The 20,366-nt window shown below is 46.9% G+C and carries 15 protein-coding genes; 2 read left to right on the forward strand and 13 right to left on the reverse strand.

What is annotated here, in order from left to right:
- Nucleotides 1–78: 78 nt before the first annotated feature.
- From BMX95_RS15235 to BMX95_RS15255, 5 genes are all read right to left on the reverse strand, one after another.
- Nucleotides 79–2,610, reverse strand: a complete 2,532-nt coding sequence (locus tag BMX95_RS15235) for a zinc-dependent metalloprotease (RefSeq protein ID WP_081203297.1) — start codon at nucleotides 2,608–2,610, stop codon at nucleotides 79–81.
- Nucleotides 2,611–2,726: 116 nt separating this feature from the next.
- Nucleotides 2,727–4,193 (reverse strand): RagB/SusD family nutrient uptake outer membrane protein, encoded by a 1,467-nt coding sequence (locus tag BMX95_RS15240; protein ID WP_081203298.1) that lies wholly within the window; start codon nucleotides 4,191–4,193, stop codon nucleotides 2,727–2,729.
- A gap of 12 nt (nucleotides 4,194–4,205) precedes the next feature.
- Nucleotides 4,206–7,553 (reverse strand): SusC/RagA family TonB-linked outer membrane protein, encoded by a 3,348-nt coding sequence (locus BMX95_RS15245; RefSeq protein WP_165759061.1) that lies wholly within the window; start codon nucleotides 7,551–7,553, stop codon nucleotides 4,206–4,208.
- Nucleotides 7,554–7,768: 215 nt separating this feature from the next.
- On the reverse strand, nucleotides 7,769–9,001 hold the full coding sequence (locus tag BMX95_RS15250) for a FecR family protein (protein ID WP_081203300.1): 1,233 nt from the start codon (nucleotides 8,999–9,001) through the stop codon (nucleotides 7,769–7,771).
- A 169-nt stretch (nucleotides 9,002–9,170) separates the two neighbouring features.
- Entirely contained in the window at nucleotides 9,171–9,773 is a 603-nt protein-coding gene (locus tag BMX95_RS15255) for an RNA polymerase sigma factor (protein WP_165759062.1), read from the reverse strand.
- A gap of 320 nt (nucleotides 9,774–10,093) precedes the next feature.
- On the opposite strand from BMX95_RS15255, the gene BMX95_RS15260 reads away from it, so the two are divergent.
- The gene (locus BMX95_RS15260) at nucleotides 10,094–13,168 is read left to right on the forward strand and encodes a SusC/RagA family TonB-linked outer membrane protein (protein WP_081203302.1); all 3,075 of its coding nucleotides are present in this window, start codon (nucleotides 10,094–10,096) and stop codon (nucleotides 13,166–13,168) included.
- 36 nt (nucleotides 13,169–13,204) lie between these two features.
- Entirely contained in the window at nucleotides 13,205–14,662 is a 1,458-nt protein-coding gene (locus BMX95_RS15265) for a RagB/SusD family nutrient uptake outer membrane protein (protein ID WP_081203303.1), read from the forward strand.
- 283 nt (nucleotides 14,663–14,945) lie between these two features.
- Here BMX95_RS15265 and BMX95_RS15270 read toward each other — a convergent pair whose 3' ends face one another.
- The 8 genes from BMX95_RS15270 to BMX95_RS15305 are packed head-to-tail and all read right to left on the reverse strand — an operon-like array spanning nucleotide 14,946 to nucleotide 20,362.
- On the reverse strand, nucleotides 14,946–15,278 hold the full coding sequence (locus BMX95_RS15270) for a 2Fe-2S iron-sulfur cluster-binding family protein (protein WP_165759063.1): 333 nt from the start codon (nucleotides 15,276–15,278) through the stop codon (nucleotides 14,946–14,948).
- Complete coding sequence (locus BMX95_RS15275; RefSeq protein ID WP_081203305.1) at nucleotides 15,275–15,598, reverse strand: metal-sulfur cluster assembly factor; 324 nt, start codon at nucleotides 15,596–15,598, stop codon at nucleotides 15,275–15,277. The genes BMX95_RS15270 and BMX95_RS15275 overlap by 4 nt, the downstream gene beginning before the upstream one ends.
- On the reverse strand, nucleotides 15,582–16,850 hold the full coding sequence (locus BMX95_RS15280; RefSeq protein ID WP_081203306.1) for a heme-copper oxidase family protein: 1,269 nt from the start codon (nucleotides 16,848–16,850) through the stop codon (nucleotides 15,582–15,584). The genes BMX95_RS15275 and BMX95_RS15280 overlap by 17 nt, the downstream gene beginning before the upstream one ends.
- Nucleotides 16,851–16,855: 5 nt before the next feature.
- Nucleotides 16,856–17,680 carry a DUF2249 domain-containing protein gene (locus BMX95_RS15285; protein ID WP_081203307.1) on the reverse strand — a complete coding sequence of 275 codons (825 nt, stop codon included), beginning with the start codon at nucleotides 17,678–17,680 and terminating at the stop codon, nucleotides 16,856–16,858.
- A 15-nt stretch (nucleotides 17,681–17,695) separates the two neighbouring features.
- Nucleotides 17,696–18,646 carry an iron-sulfur cluster repair di-iron protein gene (ric, locus tag BMX95_RS15290; RefSeq protein WP_081203308.1) on the reverse strand — a complete coding sequence of 317 codons (951 nt, stop codon included), beginning with the start codon at nucleotides 18,644–18,646 and terminating at the stop codon, nucleotides 17,696–17,698.
- A 27-nt stretch (nucleotides 18,647–18,673) separates the two neighbouring features.
- Nucleotides 18,674–19,087 carry a cytochrome C gene (locus BMX95_RS15295; protein ID WP_081203309.1) on the reverse strand — a complete coding sequence of 138 codons (414 nt, stop codon included), beginning with the start codon at nucleotides 19,085–19,087 and terminating at the stop codon, nucleotides 18,674–18,676.
- A gap of 1 nt (nucleotide 19,088) precedes the next feature.
- Nucleotides 19,089–19,349, reverse strand: a complete 261-nt coding sequence (locus BMX95_RS15300; RefSeq protein WP_081203310.1) for a hypothetical protein — start codon at nucleotides 19,347–19,349, stop codon at nucleotides 19,089–19,091.
- Entirely contained in the window at nucleotides 19,346–20,362 is a 1,017-nt protein-coding gene (locus BMX95_RS15305) for a cytochrome c (protein ID WP_081203311.1), read from the reverse strand. Before BMX95_RS15305 ends, BMX95_RS15300 begins: the two co-directional genes overlap by 4 nt.
- Nucleotides 20,363–20,366 lie beyond the last annotated feature (4 nt).

A 20,366-nucleotide genomic window follows, 5' to 3' on the forward strand; every position in this document is an offset into this window, starting at 1 on the left:
ATCTTAAATAAATAAGGGGATGTAGAAACATCCCCCGTATAGACAAACTAATTGTCACTGAGAACCATTAAACTATTTCTACTTCTTAGGATCCAGCGCTGTCGTAATCCGGTCAGCCAGATCTTTTAAATGATCTACTGACATCACATCCTGGTAGTTGGGCAGGGACCGTTTTATTTCAGCAGCCAGTTCGCGCGCATGCGCCTTAACCACCGAACTGGCATCGCTGTCTGGTGCAAGGGCTCCTTTATCGGGAGGTAACAGGGTCAATAACTTGATAACGTATACTTTTTGCAGGTTGCGCCGGTTCAGGCCGATGGGTTTGTTCAGCGCCAACTCTGAAAAAATACCTTTCCGCAGATCGGTCAACATTTCCAGTACTGTATATGCTTTGGTGCCTGATTCTGCTTCCTGTATGGCCAGTCGGCTGATGTATTTGGCATCGAGCAATTGTACCAGGATCCCTTTCTGCACATTCTCCACACTGGCAAAACTGGTTGAACTGATGCTGTACAAATGCGTATCGCGCAGCCATTCCGGTGTAGTGAACAATTCTTTTTGCAGGAACGCCATTGCCCGTTTTTGTTTTTCTTTCGGCACAAAATCGTATACATCACCGGGTTGTTCAACCGTTTTGGGTGTTGTTAACACGCCGCCGATGTTCATGAGCACATGTCCCATATACCGGTTGTACTGATTCACCAGTTCGGTGTACATTTCTCCGGCCCGGGCATAGTTCTCATCCGGCTCCTGTGTCCATTTTATGAGGTTGGGTAAAATCCTTTTCAGGTTTTTGATACCATAAGAACTGGCCAGCATGGCATCATCGCCCAGGTCTTCATTCTGGTTGCGGGGATCCAGTTGGGTAGTGGCCTCGCCCTGCACAGCTTCAATCCCAAAAAAGTATTGGGAACCTGATTTTAATTTATCGATGATCCATTTGTTCAGGATTGGTTTTTCCTCTGCAGCTGTTTTGTTACCGGGAATCATTTTATACCCCCACTCTATTGCCCATTTATCATAATCGCCAATACGGGGAAAGATCCCTTTTTCGCTGATGTGGTCTTCCGGTTGGGCTACATAGTTAAAGCGGGCATAATCCATAATGGAAGGGGTATGTCCATGTGCTTCTACCCAGGCTTTATCGCGCAGTTTTTCAACCGGCACGGTAGAGGAAGCGCCCCAGTTATGCCGTAACCCCAGGGTATGCCCTACTTCGTGCGATGATACAAAACGGATCAGTTCCCCCATTAAGGAATCATCAAACTGTGGTTTATTGGCGCGCGGATCAATGGCGCCGGCCTGAATGAAATACCATTTGTACAGGATGTCCATTACGTTGTGATACCAGTTGATGTGTGTTTCCAGGATCTCGCCGCTGCGTGGGTCCTTTACACTGGGACCGCTGGCATTGGCAAAATCAGAAGGTTTGTACACCAATGCAGAATGGCGGGCATCATCGATGCTCCAGGTACTGTCTTCTTCTTTGGTAGGCGCTTCTTTGGCCATGATGGCATTTTTGAATCCAGCCTTTTCAAAAGCAGCCTGCCAGTCGTTCACCCCCTGGATCAGGTAGGGCACCCATTTTTTCGGTGTCAACGGATCTATATAAATGATGATTGGTCTTTGCGGTTCAACCAATTCTCCGCGGTTATATTTTTCTACATCTTCCGGTTTGGGCTCCAAACGCCAGCGCCAGATATTGCTGATTTTTTTCACTCCCTGTGGATTGGCATCGAAGTCTACATAATCGGTTGGCCACAGTCCAAAGAAACCAACACGGGGATCGTATGGACGGCCCTTCATGGGTTCTTTTGGCAGTAATACGATCGAGCTATTAAACTCAAATGTAGCGGGTGTCATGGCGGTACTGCCGGGTTTGGGTACTGAATAGGTTTTTACTGATTGGATCTCGACATTCATCGGGAATGCCCTGATGCTGTCGATATAACTTCTGTCGGGCAGTACCGGTCCTAATGTTGTCCATGACTTCAGATCTACCTGGTAACCAAACACCGGGTTGTCGCTGAGTAAATAATCAGTAACATCGATAACGGTAGCAGCTTTGTCCTTGTTGACCGCTTTTACCGGAAAGGCGGCATAAATAGGCTGAATGTTATTTGTCTCCAGTGTTTTTGACAGGCCGTTTGCCGAGCTGTCGCTTGACCGTTCTTTGTAGGAGATCACCTTCAGCATGATCTTGTTCATGCCGCCTTTTTCAAAACGGATCACGCTTTCGCCGATCCAGTCGCCCGAATAACTCACCAGCCTGCTCAGCGGATGCCTGAATTCAGAAGATGATTTGGCGATGCGGTTTACCGTTAGCAGGTCGCGGCCCAGAATGGAGTCGGGCAATTCAAATAACAGGCGGTCATCTATTTTATGCACTTTGAAAAAACCGGTGGCGGTTTTGGCGTCGGCTGTCACTACATCCTTATAGGGTTTCAGTCCATCCGGTTTTGGCAATAATTTTACCAGTGCAGCAACGGAATCGCTTTTTTTGATCTTTGTTGTATCGGCTTTGGTAGTCTTTTGCGCGAACGCAGAAAAACCGGCAACAACAAACAGGGCAATAAATAACAATACCCGTTTTGTAATACGTGTTGACATGTATTATATTTTATAAATCAGAATTAAATCAATTGCAGTTTAAAGTTGAAAGTTCAAAGGCCTGAACTTTCAACTTTAAACTTTAAACTTTAAACTTTGAACTTTCAACTTTTGTATTATTGATAGCCTGGCGTTTGAAGAAGGTTTTTATTGTTTTGTACGTCTGTCAGGGGTATGGGCCACCATTGTTTAAAGGGTTCCCAGGCACCGCCTTTTTGCACGCTTACTTTTGTCATGAGAGCATCCAGACTTTTGGTGCGGCGCAAATCAAAAAAGCGATGGGACCCTTCGGTAAACAATTCTACCCGGCGTTCTCTTTGAATGGCGCCTAATATTTCCGGTTGTGTAACTGCGGTGGAATTGGGCAATCCGGCCCGGGTGCGCACCGCATTCAGGTCGGCCAGGGCGCCGGAGAGATCGTTGTCCTGTGCCCGTGCTTCGGCCCTGATCAGGTATTGTTCTGCCAGGCGCAACATAACCAGGGTTTCCTGCGCCGTTGTATATGTTCCACCAGCTTTGTACTTAGATGCATAATAATATAACCCCATGGGTGTAGCGCCGGCAGCAGGTACAGTATCAATGCCTACCCAGGTAGTAAACCGGAGGTCATTGGGTTCAAAACTGCTTACCAGCGAATCGCTCAAACTTACAGGCACATTTGCGGCAATGGGCGTTTTGCCTTTGGGAAGAAAGAAACTTCCGTTGTCTTTAACCTTGTAAGGGGCAATGGTGGTTTGGAAGGGTACAATACCCCAGATGTTCTCTATGCTGTTCACTAAAAAAGTCTGCGCAGGATTTACTAACTGGTACGTACCTGCGTTACCAATGGAGACGCCTGCCTGTGTGGCTGCATTTTTCCAGTCCTGCAAATACAGGTATACCCGCGCCAACAGGGCAGCAGCGGCAGCTTGGTTGGGCCTGCCCCTGTCTTTTGTTGACACACCGTTTCCGTCGCGAAAATCAACGGGGAGCAATGTTTGCGCCTGTTGCAGATCCGACAGGATCTGTTTGTATACATCCGCCTGCGGGCTGCGGGCCAGGGCATTGTTCTTAAGATAATCTGACCCCAATACCAACGGCACATCGCCAAAGGCATTGGTAAGGTAAAAATACAGCAGGCCACGCAGGAAGTAAGCTTCTCCCAGCCACTGGTTACGATAGGTGAGCCCCTTGTTATCGGGGGTTAATCCTTCGATGGCCACATTCACTGTATACATTTGTTTGTACATACTGGTCCAGAAGCCGCTCACGTTGCCGATGGTACTGCTTACGCCATTCATATACAGGGCCAGGTAATTAACTGACGGCGAGAAGTTCTTTAGTTCATCTACATACAGGCCGGAATAATAATTAATGCTTCCGCCTCCATCGAAGATCCCGTTTACGTACAAAGCCCCATAAACACCGTTTAAAGCAGCTGATGCTGAATAATCGTTATCGAATACCGTGTTCCCTGCTATTCTATCGATGGGCAAAGGCACTTCGAGGTATTTTCTACAGCCCGACGCAGTAATGAGTATAAGTAAACAACCGGCAATAAATTTGCCCGATTGCATTGATATATATTGAAGTGGTTGTTTCATGTTTCAGTCTTTTTAATAGTTGACATTGATACCGATAGTGTATACCCGTAATGGAGGCGTGCGGCCGCCCAGCATATTCTCCGGATCGAGGTTGTGGTACTTCGAAATGGTATACAGGTTCTGACCTGCTGCATAAACCGATAATCCACTCATGCGTGCCCGTTGGATCAGCTTGGCGGGTAACCGGTAACTGATGCTCAGGTTTTGCAGCCGGGCATAGGTAGCCCTGCTGTAGGCACCTGTACTGCTGATAAAGTTAGCCTGGCTCAGCAAGGCGGCTAAACCGGCACTGGCCTTGGGCACATCGGTTACATCGCCCTCTTTCATCCACCGCCTGTCGGCAATATCTTTAGGATAATTCACATTGGTGGTACCCAATGGATACGACTGGAATGCCAGGTAATTAGGTCCCATTCTGTTGGTTACCGTAACCAGGAAATCCATACTTAAACTTTTATACGTAAAAGAGTTCAGTATACCGCCGTAGTATTTTGGTGCGAGGTCAACGAATTCAGTTCTGTCAGTATTTGCATTCAATTGTTTGGGGCTAAGGAAAGGGGTATAGTCGCCTTTCACGCCTTCGGAATTGATAAAATTGTACACACCGGTTGTGGGGTCAACACCTGCATATTTGAACAGCTTGATACCGGTAATAGGTTTACCGATCACATAGTTCACATTGGTCACCAGGTTTTCGATACCGGGATACGTTTCCAATTTTGTACGCGGCAGGGTTGCATTGATGCGGGAGGTCCAGCTGAAGTTTTTGGTGATGATATTTTTGGTATTTACTGTAAACTCACCCCCATAGCTATGAATATTCGCGGGCGAATTAATAAGCAGTGATGGGAAACCCGTAATACCCGACAACGTCTGATTGGTGAGTTGGTCGCCTACCTTGTTGGTGTAATAGATGGCCTCGATATTCACTACCCCTTTCAGCACATCCAGGTTCACCCCCACTTCTGTATTCTTATTGGTTTCCCAATGCAGGTATGGGTTCGACAGGTTAAGCGGCGTTAGCGAAACCCCATTATTATAGGCCTGGCTGCCAAACAGATAAGAACTCATATACAAATAGGGAGGAATAGCGCTTCCACCAACCAGGCCATAACTGGCCTTGAATTTAAGAAAGCTGATGATGTTGCGTAAGGGCTTGAACCAGGGTTCTTCACTAACAATCCAGCCGCCGCCAACAGATCCATAATTGCCAAATTGTTTATTGTTCCCAAATACAGAGGAACCATCGCGACGGCCATTTAATGAGAGTATATATTTATCGGCCCATCGGAAATTGACGATTCCAAATCCCCCGATATATCGTTGTGGCGAAACGTTGTAGCTAGTGGAGATATTGGCCGCAACGGCATTGGTAGGGTTCATCAGCAACTCATCTGAAGCAAAACCGGTGCCGGTTATCAGTATTCTTTGGTTCATGATATCCCGGATACTACCACCCGCAATCAGGTTCAACCGGCCTTTACCAAATATCACCGTGTTATATTCAGCCCTCGGATCGGCACTGAAGGTGCGAAGGCGGTACTGATTGATCGTGCTCCAGGTTTGTGCAGCGGTAAATGTGGCGGGGTTGTAATAAGATCTGGGCCTGCCGGCAAATTCTTTTGCCGTTAACAGACTATAACCACCCGCAGCTGTAAATGACAATCCCTTTATGGGCGTATATACCAGTGAGAGATTGGCCACCAGGTTATCGGTACCATTATTATATAAAGCATTCAGGATGGCGGCTGCATTGGAACCGGTTTCCCAGTTTAGTTTCCCATCGGGCAATAAAGGATAAGGTGAATTGGGCGCGTTGGTAAGGCCCTGTGCACCGGCAAAATCAACCGGTACCATATCATCTACATTGGTAGTATAAGCGCCCGAAAGGGACGTGGTGAATTTGCGGTCGTTGGTAGCTGAGTTTACATTGAAGTTCATGCCTCCTGCCCGTACAGATCCTTTGCTGCGTTGAATATTCGAGATCTTACTGTAATTAGCGCCCAGCAAAAAACTGGTATTTGAATTTCCACTCTGATACGTAGCATTCAACCGGCTCGTAGGCGCATGTTCGCCCAGATAAAAATCTTTCCAGTCGTAGGAAACGGTTGTATCCCAGGTACCATTCAGGTCGTAATCGGCGAGCCCGGGCCTGGTGTTATCGTTTGCCATGGCGTTGCGGCGTACAGCCAGGTATTCCTGGGTATTCATCATATCCACATACTTGCCCAGTTCTGAAAAACCGTAAGATGCATTGACGTTCACCGAAGATTTACCGGCTTTTGCTTTTTTGGTAGTGATGATGATAACGCCAAAAGCACCCCGGGAACCATAAATAGCTGTAGCATCAGGTCCCTTCAGAACACTGATCGATTCAAACAGGGTTGGGTCCAGGTAATTAAGGGCATTCCCATTCATCCTGAACTGGGGCAGGCCAAAATTGAGCATGGGCAACGTACCATTGGATGGATACTCTACCCCATCGATAATATATAAGGGTTGTGCCAGGTTGGGTACAGCAGCCGGTGAATTAGCAGCCCCGCCCGACAAGGTGTTAAGGCTTCTGATCTGCACCTGGAACGCGCCGTTTGGCACACCGGTATGTTGGGCTACGTACATCCCGGCCACCCGTCCCTGCAATGCCTGCAGTACGTTTGGCACGGGGTTACGTGCTATTTCTTTTGAACTGACAGTAGTGATATCACCGGTATTGTACCGCATGCTGGTGCTGCTGTACGCCGTGTACTGCACTTCATCCAGCACACTGGGCGATTTCTTCATTACAATAACGGTGATCTGTAATTCCGGCAGCTTTATTTCCCTGATGAGTTTTTCATACCCTATGTAAGATACTTCCAGTGTATAGGCGCCATTTTCAAATTCCGCCCCCAGTTTAAATTCTCCTTTTTCATCTGAGACACCGGAACTGATAAGCTTGCCCCGTTGTAATATGCGGATGGAAGCACCCACCAGTTGTTCTCCCCCTTCACCAATTATTCGTCCGGATATTTTTATGCCCCAGGCAGGAAGTGAGTTCAAGACGGTATTTATATTGGGGGGCGGGATGATCTTTGGTTTTATCACTACCACCTTATCGAACACTTCGTACGTAAACGGCTGGTTGTTAAAACAAAAATCCAACACCTGCTTCAGGGTTCCATTTTTTACATGTATGGTTACCGGCCCCGCTTTTTGCAATAGCTCCACCTTATAGTAAAAATTAACGTTGGCCTGCTTCTCTATCAATTGCAGTACCTGTTCGATGGGCGCATTCTTTTCAGAAAGCGTAATGTTCTGGGCCCTTCCTTTAGCGGCAACCTGCAAGCAGGCGCCCAATAACAGAATGGCTGTGATTCTCATGATTTTTAGCAGTTTGTTGACCGATCCATGGTCTGTTACGTAACGCCCGGGCAAAGCGACGCTACTACAAAGCAAAATTGACATAACTTTGTAAAGTTTTGGGTTAATTGATAAAGCAGTCTTTAGCGAGCTGTTTGTTATATCAGGTTAACTCATTCCAAACCTGGATCGCCTTCCCCGCGACCAGGTTTTTTATTTGAGCTTTCCTGAAGTACTTATTTCATAATGATGATTTTCTTGTTTTCAATTCTGAAATGAACGCCGCTGGCTTCCACGATCTTCAGCATATCACTGGCCATTACATTACGCGGGATCTTTCCCCTGAAATGCCCTTCCGGTTTCGGTCCTTCATACACTACCTCTACATCGTACCAGCGTTCCACCTGTTTCATGATCGATTCAATACTGGCATTGTTAAAATTGAATAAGCCATCTTTCCAGGCGAGGACCTCATCTAAATCAGGTGAATGGTTTATGGTGAGTGGTGAGTGGTCAGTGGTGAGTGGGTTCGCTACAACAATAGCCTGTTCTCCTGGTCTAAGAATTACGGATTTTTCTCTTCCTTCTGCTTCGCCCGCCGAAGCCTTGGCGTAGGAGGGCCGGCTGCCTACTTTCACACTTCCCTCAATCAAAGTAATCTTCTCAGTCGTTTCATCTTTATAGGCATCTACATTAAAGTGAGTACCCAGCACTTCTACTTCGGTTCCGTTGGCTTGTACTTTAAAAGGTTTTGCGGCATTATGCGCCACTTCCAGATAAGCTTCGCCATCAATGGTGATCTTTCTTTCTTTTCCGGGAAATGAAGTAGGATAAGTAATAGCAGAAGCGGCGTTTAACCACACCTTTGACCCATCGGGTAATACCAGCTGGTACTGACCGCCCCGGGGCGTGCGAAGGGTGTTAAACACAGGCTCGCCGCCTCCCCCCCGTTTTGCCGGGAGGGAATAAGCGAGCTGACCATTGTTCGATTTTGTTACGATTGCTATCCCCTGTTGCGCCAGTTTTCCGTTTGCGGCGCTGTCAAGAACGATGGTCGAATTGTCGGCCAGAATAAGTATGGCCTTGTTACCGCCTGGTAAAATATCTTTAGTTACTGCAATTGTTGTTGTGCCGGTTTTAGTTTCCCGGGTACGGATTATCCAGTAGGCAGCCACACCCAAAACAACCAAAACAGAAGCGGCGGCTGCAATCCGCATCCATCTTTTCTTCACAGTATACAGCTTAACAACGGGTGTTTGCGGGAGCGACAAGGGAGGCAGTTCATATTTATCGGGAAATACATCGAGACCATCCCAGGTAGCATTGAATAATTGCGTGATCGTTTCTTCCTGCATCGCCTGCCCCTCAAAACCCAACTCATTGATCAATGCATCCAGCTCCTGTTGCGTACACTGGTTTTGTACGTATTTATGATAAAGCGCTTCTAATTGTTCCTTACTAAGTGCCATTATATTTATATTAAATGTGCGGCCCGTGGTATAGATACGCGCGAGCGAATAGAGAGTACTACCTCGCTTAAAAAAAAATCCGTAGGAAAGGGGCAGTTATTGGGTTCGTTGGTTATTTAGTTTGAAAACTCAGGAACCTAATAACTCAATAACCTATTAACTTAATAACCTAAGAACCTTGTTTATGCAAACAAAAAGCAAGAATAAGACACGCCAGGTCGGTATGATTAGTGATGTAATTCCTGATGAACTGAATGGCTTCGGTCATGTGGTTGCGCACGGTATTTTTGCTAATGCCCATTTGCAAAGCAATTTCTTCATAGCTTAAATGCTGTTCCCGGCTCAGCATATATGCCGTGCGTTTTTGCTGGGGTAACTGTTCAATGGCCTGCTGGTATAATTTGTTCAGCTCTTTTTGCAACAGCTCGTCTTCATTGGTATTGCGCAGCGCCTCCATATTGCTATACAGGTTTTGCTGCAGCTGCCGGTCGAGCTTTACTTTTCTGAAAAAGCTAATGATATAGTTGTAGGTGATCTTCTTTATGTAAGGAGTGAGCGGGTAATTGGCATCTATCTGGTTCCTGCGTTCCCATAGTTTTACAAAAACTTCCTGGGTGGCCTCTTCGGCTATTTCTTTTGATTTGGTAAGGGTAAAAGCAAAGGCGAAGATCCGGTCTTTGTACAATTCATATACTTCCGCAAAAGCATCTGCATCTCCATTGATGATCTGCAATAACAGTCCTTTTTCGCTATTTGACAATTCAGGTGGCACGGGCAGTTTCTGTACTATTTGGTTTTATTGCAGCATTATTCCGGTAACAATTCATTGGAAGGCTCTATGTAGCAGGTTGATTAGCACTTAACCTTACAAATATAAGGCATTCCATTTTTTCCTAATGCTTCAAAATAATTTGGTATTGGTCGAAATAGCTAATAGTTTACCATTAAAAACGATATAGCATACTAATTTTTAGCATAGAATGTCGTTAATTGTCCAATTGTAACTACGGAAACGTTTCCGCAGAATTTCTTAGCAATTCGTCCTTTTTGATTGAATTTCACCGCTTTGTTTCCTCACCTTAATCTTAACAAATGATTGCGACGATTCGGAAATTCTGCCTGCTGCTGTTCATTTTGTGGCTCTGTTTACCCTATGAGTCAGCTGCCCAACAAAAAAGGATTTTCGGCAAGGTTTTCAATGCTTCCAATTTACCTATGCCGGGAATCAATGTTCAATTAAAAGGTACCAACATTGGCACCTTTACCGACACCAAAGGAGTTTTTACGCTTACCATTCCGGAAACCAAACAAGCTATTATTGTAGTATCTGCCGTGGGTTTTACCACCCAGGAAGTGGATGTTACCAACAGCAATGGCGAAGTGACCGTTTCATTGGCTGAACAGGTTACCCAGCTCGGCGATGTTGTGGTTGTTGGTTATGGCACCGCCCGCAAAAAAGACCTTACCGGTTCAGTAGGGTCGGTGGCCCTGTCGAGTGTTGACAAAACACCTGTATTTGGTACCGGCCAGTTAATGCAGGGCCGTGTAGCCGGGGTTCAGGTAACCCAAACCAATGCGCAGCCAGGTTCTTCCTTCACAGTGCGCATCCGCGGTACCAACTCCATTTCATCGAGCAGCGACCCGCTGTATGTGGTGGATGGATATGCCGGCGCTGACATTGCGGCTTTAAATCCTAACGACATCGTTTCTGTTGACGTATTGAAGGACGCCTCCGCCACAGCCATTTACGGCAGCAGGGGCGCCAATGGCGTGGTAATGATCACCACCCGCCGTGGCACTGCCGGTAGAAAATCACTTACGTTTGATGCGTATAGCGGTGTTCAGCAGGTAGCCAAAAAGTTGGATATGATGGATGCTAAACAGTACGCCGAATTCATGAACGAGACGTACGCTAATTTAAACCCAACAAGTAGCAAAAGACCTTTCAGCGATGCACAGGTTGCAAAGCTGGGCAAAGGCACCGACTGGCAGGATGAACTGTTCCGCAGCGCACAAATGTCAAATTTCAACCTGGGCTTTAGCGGCGGCAATACCGATTCCCGCTACTACCTCAGCATGAACTATTTCACGCAGGATGGTATCATCATCAACTCCAACTATAAACGGGGTAACGTTCGGTTCAACCTCGATTCAAAAGTAAGTGAGAAGATCAAGATCGGTCTGAATACCCAGATCTCTTACGACAATCAGTTAAGGGCAAATGTAAATACCACAGGTGGCAGTACCGGTGGTACCCTGCTCGATGCCCTGCTCTTCAACCCCGGTATCCCTGTTTACGACAGCACCGGCGCTTTCACTTATCAAAACGACCCTAAAGATTATTCCATTATAGCTGGTAATCCGGTTGCAGCCGCTACCCTCAACAGCGATAAAGCCAAGAACATCCGCTTGTTTGGTAATTTCTTTGCTGAATATGAACTGGCTAAGGGTTTGAAACTGCGCACCAGTTTTGGTGGCGAGTACCGCAATTACCGCAATGACGTGTTCCGTCCCAGCACTACCTATCTGGGCGCCCTGAGCGGCGGGGGTTATGCGCAGGTAGTGACCAATAACAACTACAACTGGCTGAACGAAAACACCATCACGTACGATAAAACGTTCAACAAGATCCATTCAATTAACCTACTGGGTGGTTTTACCTACCAGGAATTCAAGAATGCATCTGTAACTTCTACGGTAACAGGTTTGTCTACCAATATGCTGGGTACCGATAACCTTTCAATCGGCGGCGCCAACGACGGCTCCAATACCACGCTGAATACGCTGGCTTCGTTCCTGGGCCGGTTAAATTACCGGTTGTTAGACAGATATCTCTTCACTTTCACGTTCCGGGCCGACGGCTCTTCGCGTTTTGGCGTGAACAACAAATGGGGTTATTTTCCTTCGGGCGCTTTCGCCTGGCGTGTAAAAGAAGAGAACTTCCTGAAAGATGTTAACGCCATCAGCGACCTGAAATTCCGCGCCAGTTATGGAGCTACCGGTAACCAGGAGATCCCTTCTTACCTGTCGTTGAAACAATACCAGCCCAACACGTATTGGCTGGGCCAGGCCCGGGTAAATGGTTTCTCGCCCAGTAACCTGTACAATCCTAACCTGAGATGGGAATCAACCAGTGCACTGGACCTCGGCTTCGATCTGTCGGTACTGGATAGCCGGGTGCAATTGTCGGCCGATTATTACAGAAAGAAAACTACCAAGCTGCTGTATGATGTACTGCTGCCTGCCACTTCCGGTTTTAATGCCATGACCCAAAACCTGGGCAGCGTGCAGAACCAGGGGATCGAGCTGGCGATCAACACCATTAATATTGATAAGAAGAGTATTAAATGGAGTACTGCTTTCAACATCTCAGCTAACCGTAACAAGGTACTCGACCTGGGGCCTTATACATCCCAGTTTACCGGTAACGTGAGCTCGAATCTGTTCCCCGGTGGTAAAACCTCTTCTATTTTACAGGTAGGAAAACCAATCGGCGAATTCTATGGTTATGTATTCGATGGTATCTGGCAAAGTACCGACCAGATCACCAAAAGCGGAACCAAACAAAAGGTAAAACCAGGCGACCCAATTTATAAAGACCTCAATGGCGATAACGACCTGGATGCAACCAACGACAGAACCATCATTGGTCACGCACTTCCCAAATTCACATATGGATTTACCAGCAACCTTACCGTTAACCGGTTCAACCTGTATGTGTTGATCCAGGGCGTACAGGGTGTTGACATTCTTAATGAGAACAAGATCGAAATGGAAGCAGGCAACGCATATGCCAATAAGTTCGCTTATGTATATACTGATACCTGGCGCGGTGAAGGCACCAGTAACACGTTGCCCAGTGCAGGCAATACCCTTCGCCGTAACCTGGGTGTAACCAGCGATATGATCGAGAATGGCAGCTACCTGCGCTTCAAGACCATTACGCTTACTTACGACCTGCCATTGCCAAAACTGAGCACCGTGTTCAAAACAGCCAGCGTATACGCTACTGCCCAGAACCTGTTCACCATTACCGACTATTCAGGCTACGATCCCGAAGTGAATTCCTACCCCAACTCACAGGGCAATTACACTTCGCTGAGCGTTGACTATAACCCATACCCGAACATCAAAACCTATACAGTAGGACTGAAACTCGGATTTTAATGCGCGATCGTATTGCTTACTAGTAAAAGAACAATTATGAAAAAAAGTATTTTCTATATAGCAGGCGCCGGTCTTATGTTGATGGCCGCCTCCTGTAAAAAGAACCTGGAAGAAAAACCTTACAGTTTTCTTATTCCTAAAAATTACTATTTAAATGCTACTGATGCCCAAACTGCACTCAATGGCGTATTCAATGTATTTCAGCAACAAACCTCCTATCAGCGTACAGCCTGGCTTATTGGGGAATTGCCGGCCGATAATCTGGTGGGCACGTCCACCTCAGAACGCCTGGAGCTGAACCGGTTTACCTGGACACCGGCCAACGTAGAGATCAGTAACTGGTGGAAAACGTCCTACCAGGCCATCAGCCGGGCAAATGACCTGTTGGAAAATGTACCTAACATTACCATGGATACCACCGCCCGCAACAACATCCTGGGCAATGCCCGGTTCCTGCGAGCCATGGCTTATTTTGACCTGGTGAGGAATTTTGGCGATGTGCCCCTGGTGTTACGTCCTGTCACAACCGCATCAGACACGCTGTTGTATCCAATCAGAACATCGGCTGCTGAAATTTATAACACCATTATTGATGACCTGAAGTTTGCAGAAAAGGTTTGTCCGCCGGAGAATAAGATCGCTGCCGCCAGTAAAGGCATGGTATCAAAAGGCGCCGCTTCTTCGCTGTTGGCCAAAGTGTATCTGCAAAGGGCCAGTACCACTTACGCAGATGCGCAGGATAATCAGAATGCACTGGCTGAACTCAACTCAGTGATCAACTCAAACGTATACAAGCTGGTAGACAACTACGCTGATGTGTTTGACAATGCCAAGAAGAATGGCCCTGAGCATATCTTTTCTATTCAGTTTGGCCCGGGCAATAATGGCGCCAACTCCAATATCATTTTACGCATGTTCTACCCCGCTCAGCTGGGTGGTGCCGGCCCCTTCACGGCTGATACCACTTACTTCAAAACCGGCTATCAGGCAGAAGACAGCATCCGCAAAAACTGGAACATGGCCGACAAAGCAGATACTGCCAAAAACCTGCCGCCGTTCATTTACAAATACCGCGATCCCGGTTATGTAAAAGGTAGCAATAATTCCAATGTAAACTGGATCGTACTGCGTTATGCCGATGTGCTGCTGATGCAATCCGAAGCACTAAATAACATTAATGCCGCTGATCCTAAAAAATTCGATGGGGTGAATGCAGTAAGAGCAAGAGCCGGATTAAAGGACGCCGCGTTTCAACTGGACATGATCAATACGCCAACACAGGATGCATTCATCGACAGCCTGGTGAAGGACAGAGGCCGTGAGCTGTTTGTAGAAGGACACCGTAAGTATGACCTCATCCGTTTGGGTCGTTACAAACAGGTAATGGCTAAGTTAGGCTATACTGTTCCTGACTTCAGGTTCCTGTTGCCCATTCCGCAAACCGAGCGGGATGTGAACAAGAAGCTGAGTCAAAATGATGGCTATCCTAAGTAGATGATAAATGGTACGTTAGTTACATTAGGGCATCCTGAGCAATCGGGATGCTTTTTTTATGTTATGATGATCCCGGAATTACACTTTATTTCCCCATGAAAATGATCCGTATCCTAGGATTTTACCCTATTTTCCCAGGGAAAAGGTATATTTTCCTGGGATTTCACCTTATTTTCCCAGGAAAATGATACGTTTTCCCAGGATTTCACCCTGTTTTCCCAGGAAAATGACATGTTTTCATAGGATTTTATATCGTTTTCCCAGGATAAAACACTGCAATAACCTATGGCTCAAGTACTTTTATTTGTAACCCGCTTATAGTTTCATCAACCAGGATCTGGCAGGCCAGCCGGATGGTAGAATGGGCGGTGGTAGATCGCCTGATCACGGCTGCTTCTTTTGTATCTGTTACCGCCAGGTTCTCCCCGGCATTCAGCAGTTCCACCATACAGGTGCCGCAGCGGGCCATGCCGCCGCACTCCCCTATTCCTTCCACCCACATTTGATCTTTTATCAGTACCATCAGGTTCCGGTACTCACCAGCAAACGTTTCAACGGTTTGCCTGTTTCCATTGTACTCGATAAATAAAGTGATATTTTTTTCTCTTTCCATCATATTCCTAACTGCCGGCGCCCCTCGGAGGAGATCAATTCGAAATTCCATTTGGGCTCCCACACCAGGTTCACCTCAACAACATGATCGGTGAATTGCTGCGCCAGTACATTTTTAACGCCTTCCACAATAGCTTCGCCCATGGGACAATGCGGGGTAGACAGGGTCATTATAACCTCAATTGTTTGCGGTGTAAAGATAAGGTCATAGATGAGCCCCAGGTCCATAATATTTACAAAAAGCTCAGGGTCCATCACCGAATACAACAGCTCCAGCGCCTGCAACTTTTCCTTGTTATATATAGTATCAGTTACTACTTCCATTGGTATCAATTTTATAAAACAGGATCACGCCTACATTATATACATACAAACAGGCCGTTATTATCCAGGCTACCAGCGCAATTCTGATAAGTACCACACAGGCCAGTGAAATACCGGCAATCAGCAACAGCAAGGCAATTAAAAAACACCAGAATTGATATTGCACCAGCTGTTCCTTATACAAATGTTTGGGCATGGGTACTTTCACTTTTCCATTCAGTTGTCTGAACTTATTGTTCCATACAATAAAGGGAAGGGTTTTAAATGTTTTTCCGAGAATGATCCCTGTCATCCAACCCATAAACAACAACGTGCCCATTACTATTGCCCAGCGTTTATCGTTGCTGCCATACAAGAGCGGCAATACAACAAAAGCGCCCAGCAAACAAACAAAGGACAGGCCGGTCTGTTTCATTTGCCAGTCTGTTTTTTTGCGAACCCTGTTCTTATATACATCTGCCAGGTACAATACCCAGGCTACTGCGCCCACGGCTATGATCAATTCATAAAACAATCCCCGGGTTGAAATGCCGTTGAAATAGGCATCGGCGAGAAAAAGCACCAGTCCTCCGTTTTGACAATAAAACGCATATTTCATCAATGGCTCTTTTGCCGATTTACCCAGCAGGAACATGGGCACCAGCCGGGCACTAACGCCAGTGATCAGTTGCAGAAACCAACCTGCCAGCCCCGCATGGGCATGCAGCTTTAATACATCGATGTGGTTCATGGGGATGAACGGAAAGCGCAGGTTGATGGCCAGTAACAAGCCAACCACCACCGTAAACATCAACCAGGCTGCTGAGCTCACAATAAACTTAGCCGCCTGCCTGTTGCACTGACCAGACGTATGGTATACATTCACCGCATACAGGACGGCAGCGGTTACAACCAGTGCACCACCCGTTATCATGGGCCAGCCAACCCAAAAGAACCAGAAACTGATCACCAGTAAAACAGCGCCGGCAGTAAGCGCATAAAACGAAATAACCGCCAGCAATGGACTGTAGATATCGCGTTCGCATATAACCGGCATCAACTGGTAGCCGGCGCCGAAAATGATCATGGTGCCCCATCCTAATACAGCCGTGTGCACTACGGCCAGCAAGTGCGGACTAAAATAATGTCCCGTTAAATCACCGGCCGATAAAAAAAGCAACAAACAAAGCACCACGAAAAAAAGCGCCCCCGTGGCGTAAAAAGGAATTACTGCTTTCGGCGGGGGCGCTTTACCAATATTTAGATCTGACATAAAGGTTAAGATTGATAGATCAACAACCGGACATCGGTGTCACCGGCCGTATACACAAGAATGTTATAGGCTTTATCGCCCAATTCTTCCAGCAAATACACCGGTATTCTTTTGTGATAAACCAGCAGCGCATAACCGGTGGGCAGTTTGCCCAATGCCTCCAGGATCATTTGCATAGGCACCGGCATTTCATAAGGCCGTACATCAATGGTATGTAAACGTTCTGAACCAAACTGGTTGCAGGCATTGGTAAAATCTACCTGGGTGCCATGCACCACGGGTGAAGCTGTTTCTTCTTTCGCTTTATTATTTTTCCCTTTCAGGAACCAGGTGCGATAATGATCTGCCTGAACTGTTTCTGTAAAACAGGAAGCACCATTTTTCTGCAGCAGATCGATCAGCGGAAAAGGAATGAACGAATTGACAACACACAGCGCATTCCCTTCCTTTAACGATTTATACTGTTGCATGATCTCTTTTAAAGGATCTTTACCATTACTGATGATGGGCCGCACATCGATCGTTTCTTTTTGCGTGTCAGCAAGGGTGTTGAACCAGGCAGGGATTGGTTCCCCGCCCGACTCATTTGTACCCTCTTCTTCTGATGTGACCCAACTAAAACCTAACGGTGCCAGCGCTTTTTTGAAATCTTCCACCGGGCAGCCGCCCATTTTTGCCGCTTCGGCAATGCTAACCCGCCCCGCCATTAAACTGCGCAACACGGGGTTGCGCAGTTTTTCCAATGGTTTTGCCAGGGAAGCGATTACGTCAATACCTGCTTTATTGGCTTTTATGATCGCTGCTATTTTAGTAGTGCTGTTAATAACCATAAAAAATTGTTTTACTTATGCAGCCAGTTCCCGTTCCAGCCCAAGTGCTTTGGGGAACAGGATATTATTTTCCAGGTGAATGTGCCTTAACAGATCAGCCTCAAACTCCTGCAGTTTGCTGAATAAAAAGGAATAAGAGTTGCAGGCATTGGCCGGAAGTGTATAATCATTGGTGAGTTCGCGAAATGCATTCAATTCTTCACCGGTGTGTTCATGTTCAGCTTCCATGGCCTGCACCGGTGAAGCCACAGAAAACGCGCTCCTGAATTGCACGCCCTGTTTCTTTTTAGTCACCAGGTCTTTCACATAAGGGAACAATACTATTTCTTCTTTTTCCAGGTGCGATAACAGATCTGCCAGGCATTGCTGTACGCCTAATGCGAGGTGTACCAGTTCCGGATGGTGATCGCCATGTCTGTTCGCCACTTTCAGGGCCAGTTCTTCGATCATTTTGGCGTTCTCTCGAACATATTTGTGGTGAATGTTTACAATGTAGTCGGCCAGAAAATCGAGGTCCCAGGTATTGAAATCATGTTCGGCTTTGTTACGCGTGGTGGTGTCAAAGTTTTCTAAAGCAGTGTCCAGTTGTTCCGGGGTAATACCCACTTCTTCACATGCCTGTTTCACTGTTTTTTTACCGCCGCAGCAAAAGTCGATGCCCAGTTTTTTAAACACTTCCGCTTTGCGAATGTCTTTGGCAACAATTTGCCCTACGGTAATCCCTTTCTCAGCGGGCGCTGGTTTGGCCAGTGCTACGCGCCACCAGTCGGGTCCCTGCTCCAGGTAATCCCAGGTAAAGGTATTGCCTCGTTCACCCAGCAACTGGTAATACAGGGGTTTGGGGTCATGGTCGTTGAGGATGGTAAAAGATTCACCGGCGCCCAGGGCATCGAAGCATTGAAAAATTGTAGGGTGCTTTAACCGGGGTTCTATTTTTGTTACGTCGAGTATTTCCGCGATTATCATAATTCAACATTTATAGTGTTAGAAATATTATTTATCAAGTGGTATAGCGGCTGAGGTTATCAGGTAGTAAGCGGCCCAGGCAACAAAACCGATGAGGATCAAAAAGATCCAGAAGGGAATGCTTTGGGGTGTTTCACTGCCAATGATCAGGAAATTTTTTTGATCGCCTTTACCATAAGCATTTACCATAATGGGCACCTTGCCGTCTACTACGGCATTCTCTTTTATGCCCTCGATGGCAATGGCCGGACCGTTCCGCACTTCAAAAGGAATGATACGGATGCCTTCTTTGCCCGATGGATCGCGGCTTACGATGCGCAGCGTATGCTGGCCATCGGTTAACCGGGTGGTATCCAGTTCAAACTGAACAGGGGTTTGCAATTCAGCTACCGGTTTTAATTCGTCATCCACAAAAATGGTTACGGAGCTTTTCTCTTTCATATCATTCGTTGTTTAAAATGAATTGTTTAATATGACCGGGTGCCTGTTCGCCTGGCCGTATCAGCCACTTTACCGAATAATAAAGGGCCAGTACAGTAAGGGCCAGGGCCACACAAACAATTACATAATCCCATCGGCTTTCGGGGCCGGTACCATGTGTTATGCCTTGCAGCAGGCGGGGCTGCTGGCGTTTACAGGCCGGACAGGCCAACACCGGTAACTTCATCAACAAAACCACTGTCAGGAGCCAGCTAGCTTTCATTTTTTATCTTTTGTTAGTGATTGTACTTTTTCAACAAGCAGCTTTACCTGATCGGGCGTTACTTTTTTTGCGTTGTTGCCCCAGCTTGTTTTTTCATGATTCATGATGGCAGCTACTTCTTCGGGCGTAAGGTTGTTATTGGTACCTACCGGTGGCATAGGTCCGAAGCCTTCCTGCATGCGGCCCGTATAGCCATTCATAATGATGTCTACCATCAGTTCGGGATTGTTGTCCAATACCACTGAACTGCCTTTTAGTGCCGGGAAAGCGCCTTTTAACCCTTCCCCATTCTGCTGGTGACAACCCTGGCAATTGGCAGTGTACAGGGCGGCTCCATCCAACTCGATTGTTTTGCTGCCTCCCGTTGTAACCGCTTGTTGTTTTTTATACAGGAATTCGGGGGTGGCACGGCCATCCGGCAACGCCACCTGTTTCAGCGATTGCAGGTAAGCAACCAGGTCAAGCGCCTCAGCGGAAGCTACTATTTTTCCGCCCTCCTCATCTCTTGCTTCAGCAGGTACGTTTACCACCACATCTTCTTTGGCAGGGTTTTCTTTTATTATAAACAACCACGGATAGGCCGGCATAATGGATTGTTGCACTACTATGCGTGGATTATACAAATGCGTAAGGTGCCAGTCGATAGCGGGTTGACGCAACCCGATATTGGTAAGATCGGGCCCTGTGCGTTCCGTACCCATCAGCGTAGCCGTATTCCGCCAGGTATCTATGCGATGGTTTCGGGCATAATCGGCCGCAATACCCGGCCGCGTACCCCATACTTTATCCATATCCACATTGCGCACCTGCTGGGTATGACAGGCCACACAGCCGTTGGCGATATAAACAGCTTTGCCGCGAACAGCACTGGCAGAAAGAGGTTCTGATTGCGGCAGGGGCGCATTGTTCTCCTGATTGTGCAGCGCCGGTAGAACAGCGACGAATACGGTTAACGTGGCAAAGAGTACGGCCGCTGCCCTGAACAGTTTTTTGTGATTGTTAAATAGTTCCATAATC

The sequence above is a fragment of the Niastella yeongjuensis genome (genome assembly GCF_900110245.1).
Classification (GTDB): Bacteria; Bacteroidota; Bacteroidia; order Chitinophagales; family Chitinophagaceae; genus Niastella; species Niastella yeongjuensis.

Bases quoted from the DNA above. Each gene is read 5' to 3' on its own strand.
- BMX95_RS15260 (WP_081203302.1), top strand. From the start codon at position 10,094: ATGATTGCGACGATTCGGAAATTCTGCCTGCTGCTGTTCATTTTGTGG.
- BMX95_RS15250 (WP_081203300.1), bottom strand. From the start codon at position 9,001: ATGGCACTTAGTAAGGAACAATTAGAAGCGCTTTATCATAAATACGTA.
- BMX95_RS15240 (WP_081203298.1), bottom strand. From the start codon at position 4,193: ATGAAACAACCACTTCAATATATATCAATGCAATCGGGCAAATTTATT.
- BMX95_RS15245 (WP_165759061.1), bottom strand. From the start codon at position 7,553: ATGAGAATCACAGCCATTCTGTTATTGGGCGCCTGCTTGCAGGTTGCC.
- BMX95_RS15270 (WP_165759063.1), bottom strand. From the start codon at position 15,278: ATGATGGAAAGAGAAAAAAATATCACTTTATTTATCGAGTACAATGGA.
- ric (WP_081203308.1), bottom strand. From the start codon at position 18,646: ATGATAATCGCGGAAATACTCGACGTAACAAAAATAGAACCCCGGTTA.
- BMX95_RS15265 (WP_081203303.1), top strand. From the start codon at position 13,205: ATGAAAAAAAGTATTTTCTATATAGCAGGCGCCGGTCTTATGTTGATG.
- BMX95_RS15280 (WP_081203306.1), bottom strand. From the start codon at position 16,850: ATGTCAGATCTAAATATTGGTAAAGCGCCCCCGCCGAAAGCAGTAATT.
- BMX95_RS15275 (WP_081203305.1), bottom strand. From the start codon at position 15,598: ATGGAAGTAGTAACTGATACTATATATAACAAGGAAAAGTTGCAGGCG.
- BMX95_RS15300 (WP_081203310.1), bottom strand. From the start codon at position 19,349: ATGAAAGCTAGCTGGCTCCTGACAGTGGTTTTGTTGATGAAGTTACCG.
- BMX95_RS15305 (WP_081203311.1), bottom strand. From the start codon at position 20,362: ATGGAACTATTTAACAATCACAAAAAACTGTTCAGGGCAGCGGCCGTA.
- BMX95_RS15285 (WP_081203307.1), bottom strand. From the start codon at position 17,680: ATGGTTATTAACAGCACTACTAAAATAGCAGCGATCATAAAAGCCAAT.
- BMX95_RS15295 (WP_081203309.1), bottom strand. From the start codon at position 19,087: ATGAAAGAGAAAAGCTCCGTAACCATTTTTGTGGATGACGAATTAAAA.
- BMX95_RS15235 (WP_081203297.1), bottom strand. From the start codon at position 2,610: ATGTCAACACGTATTACAAAACGGGTATTGTTATTTATTGCCCTGTTT.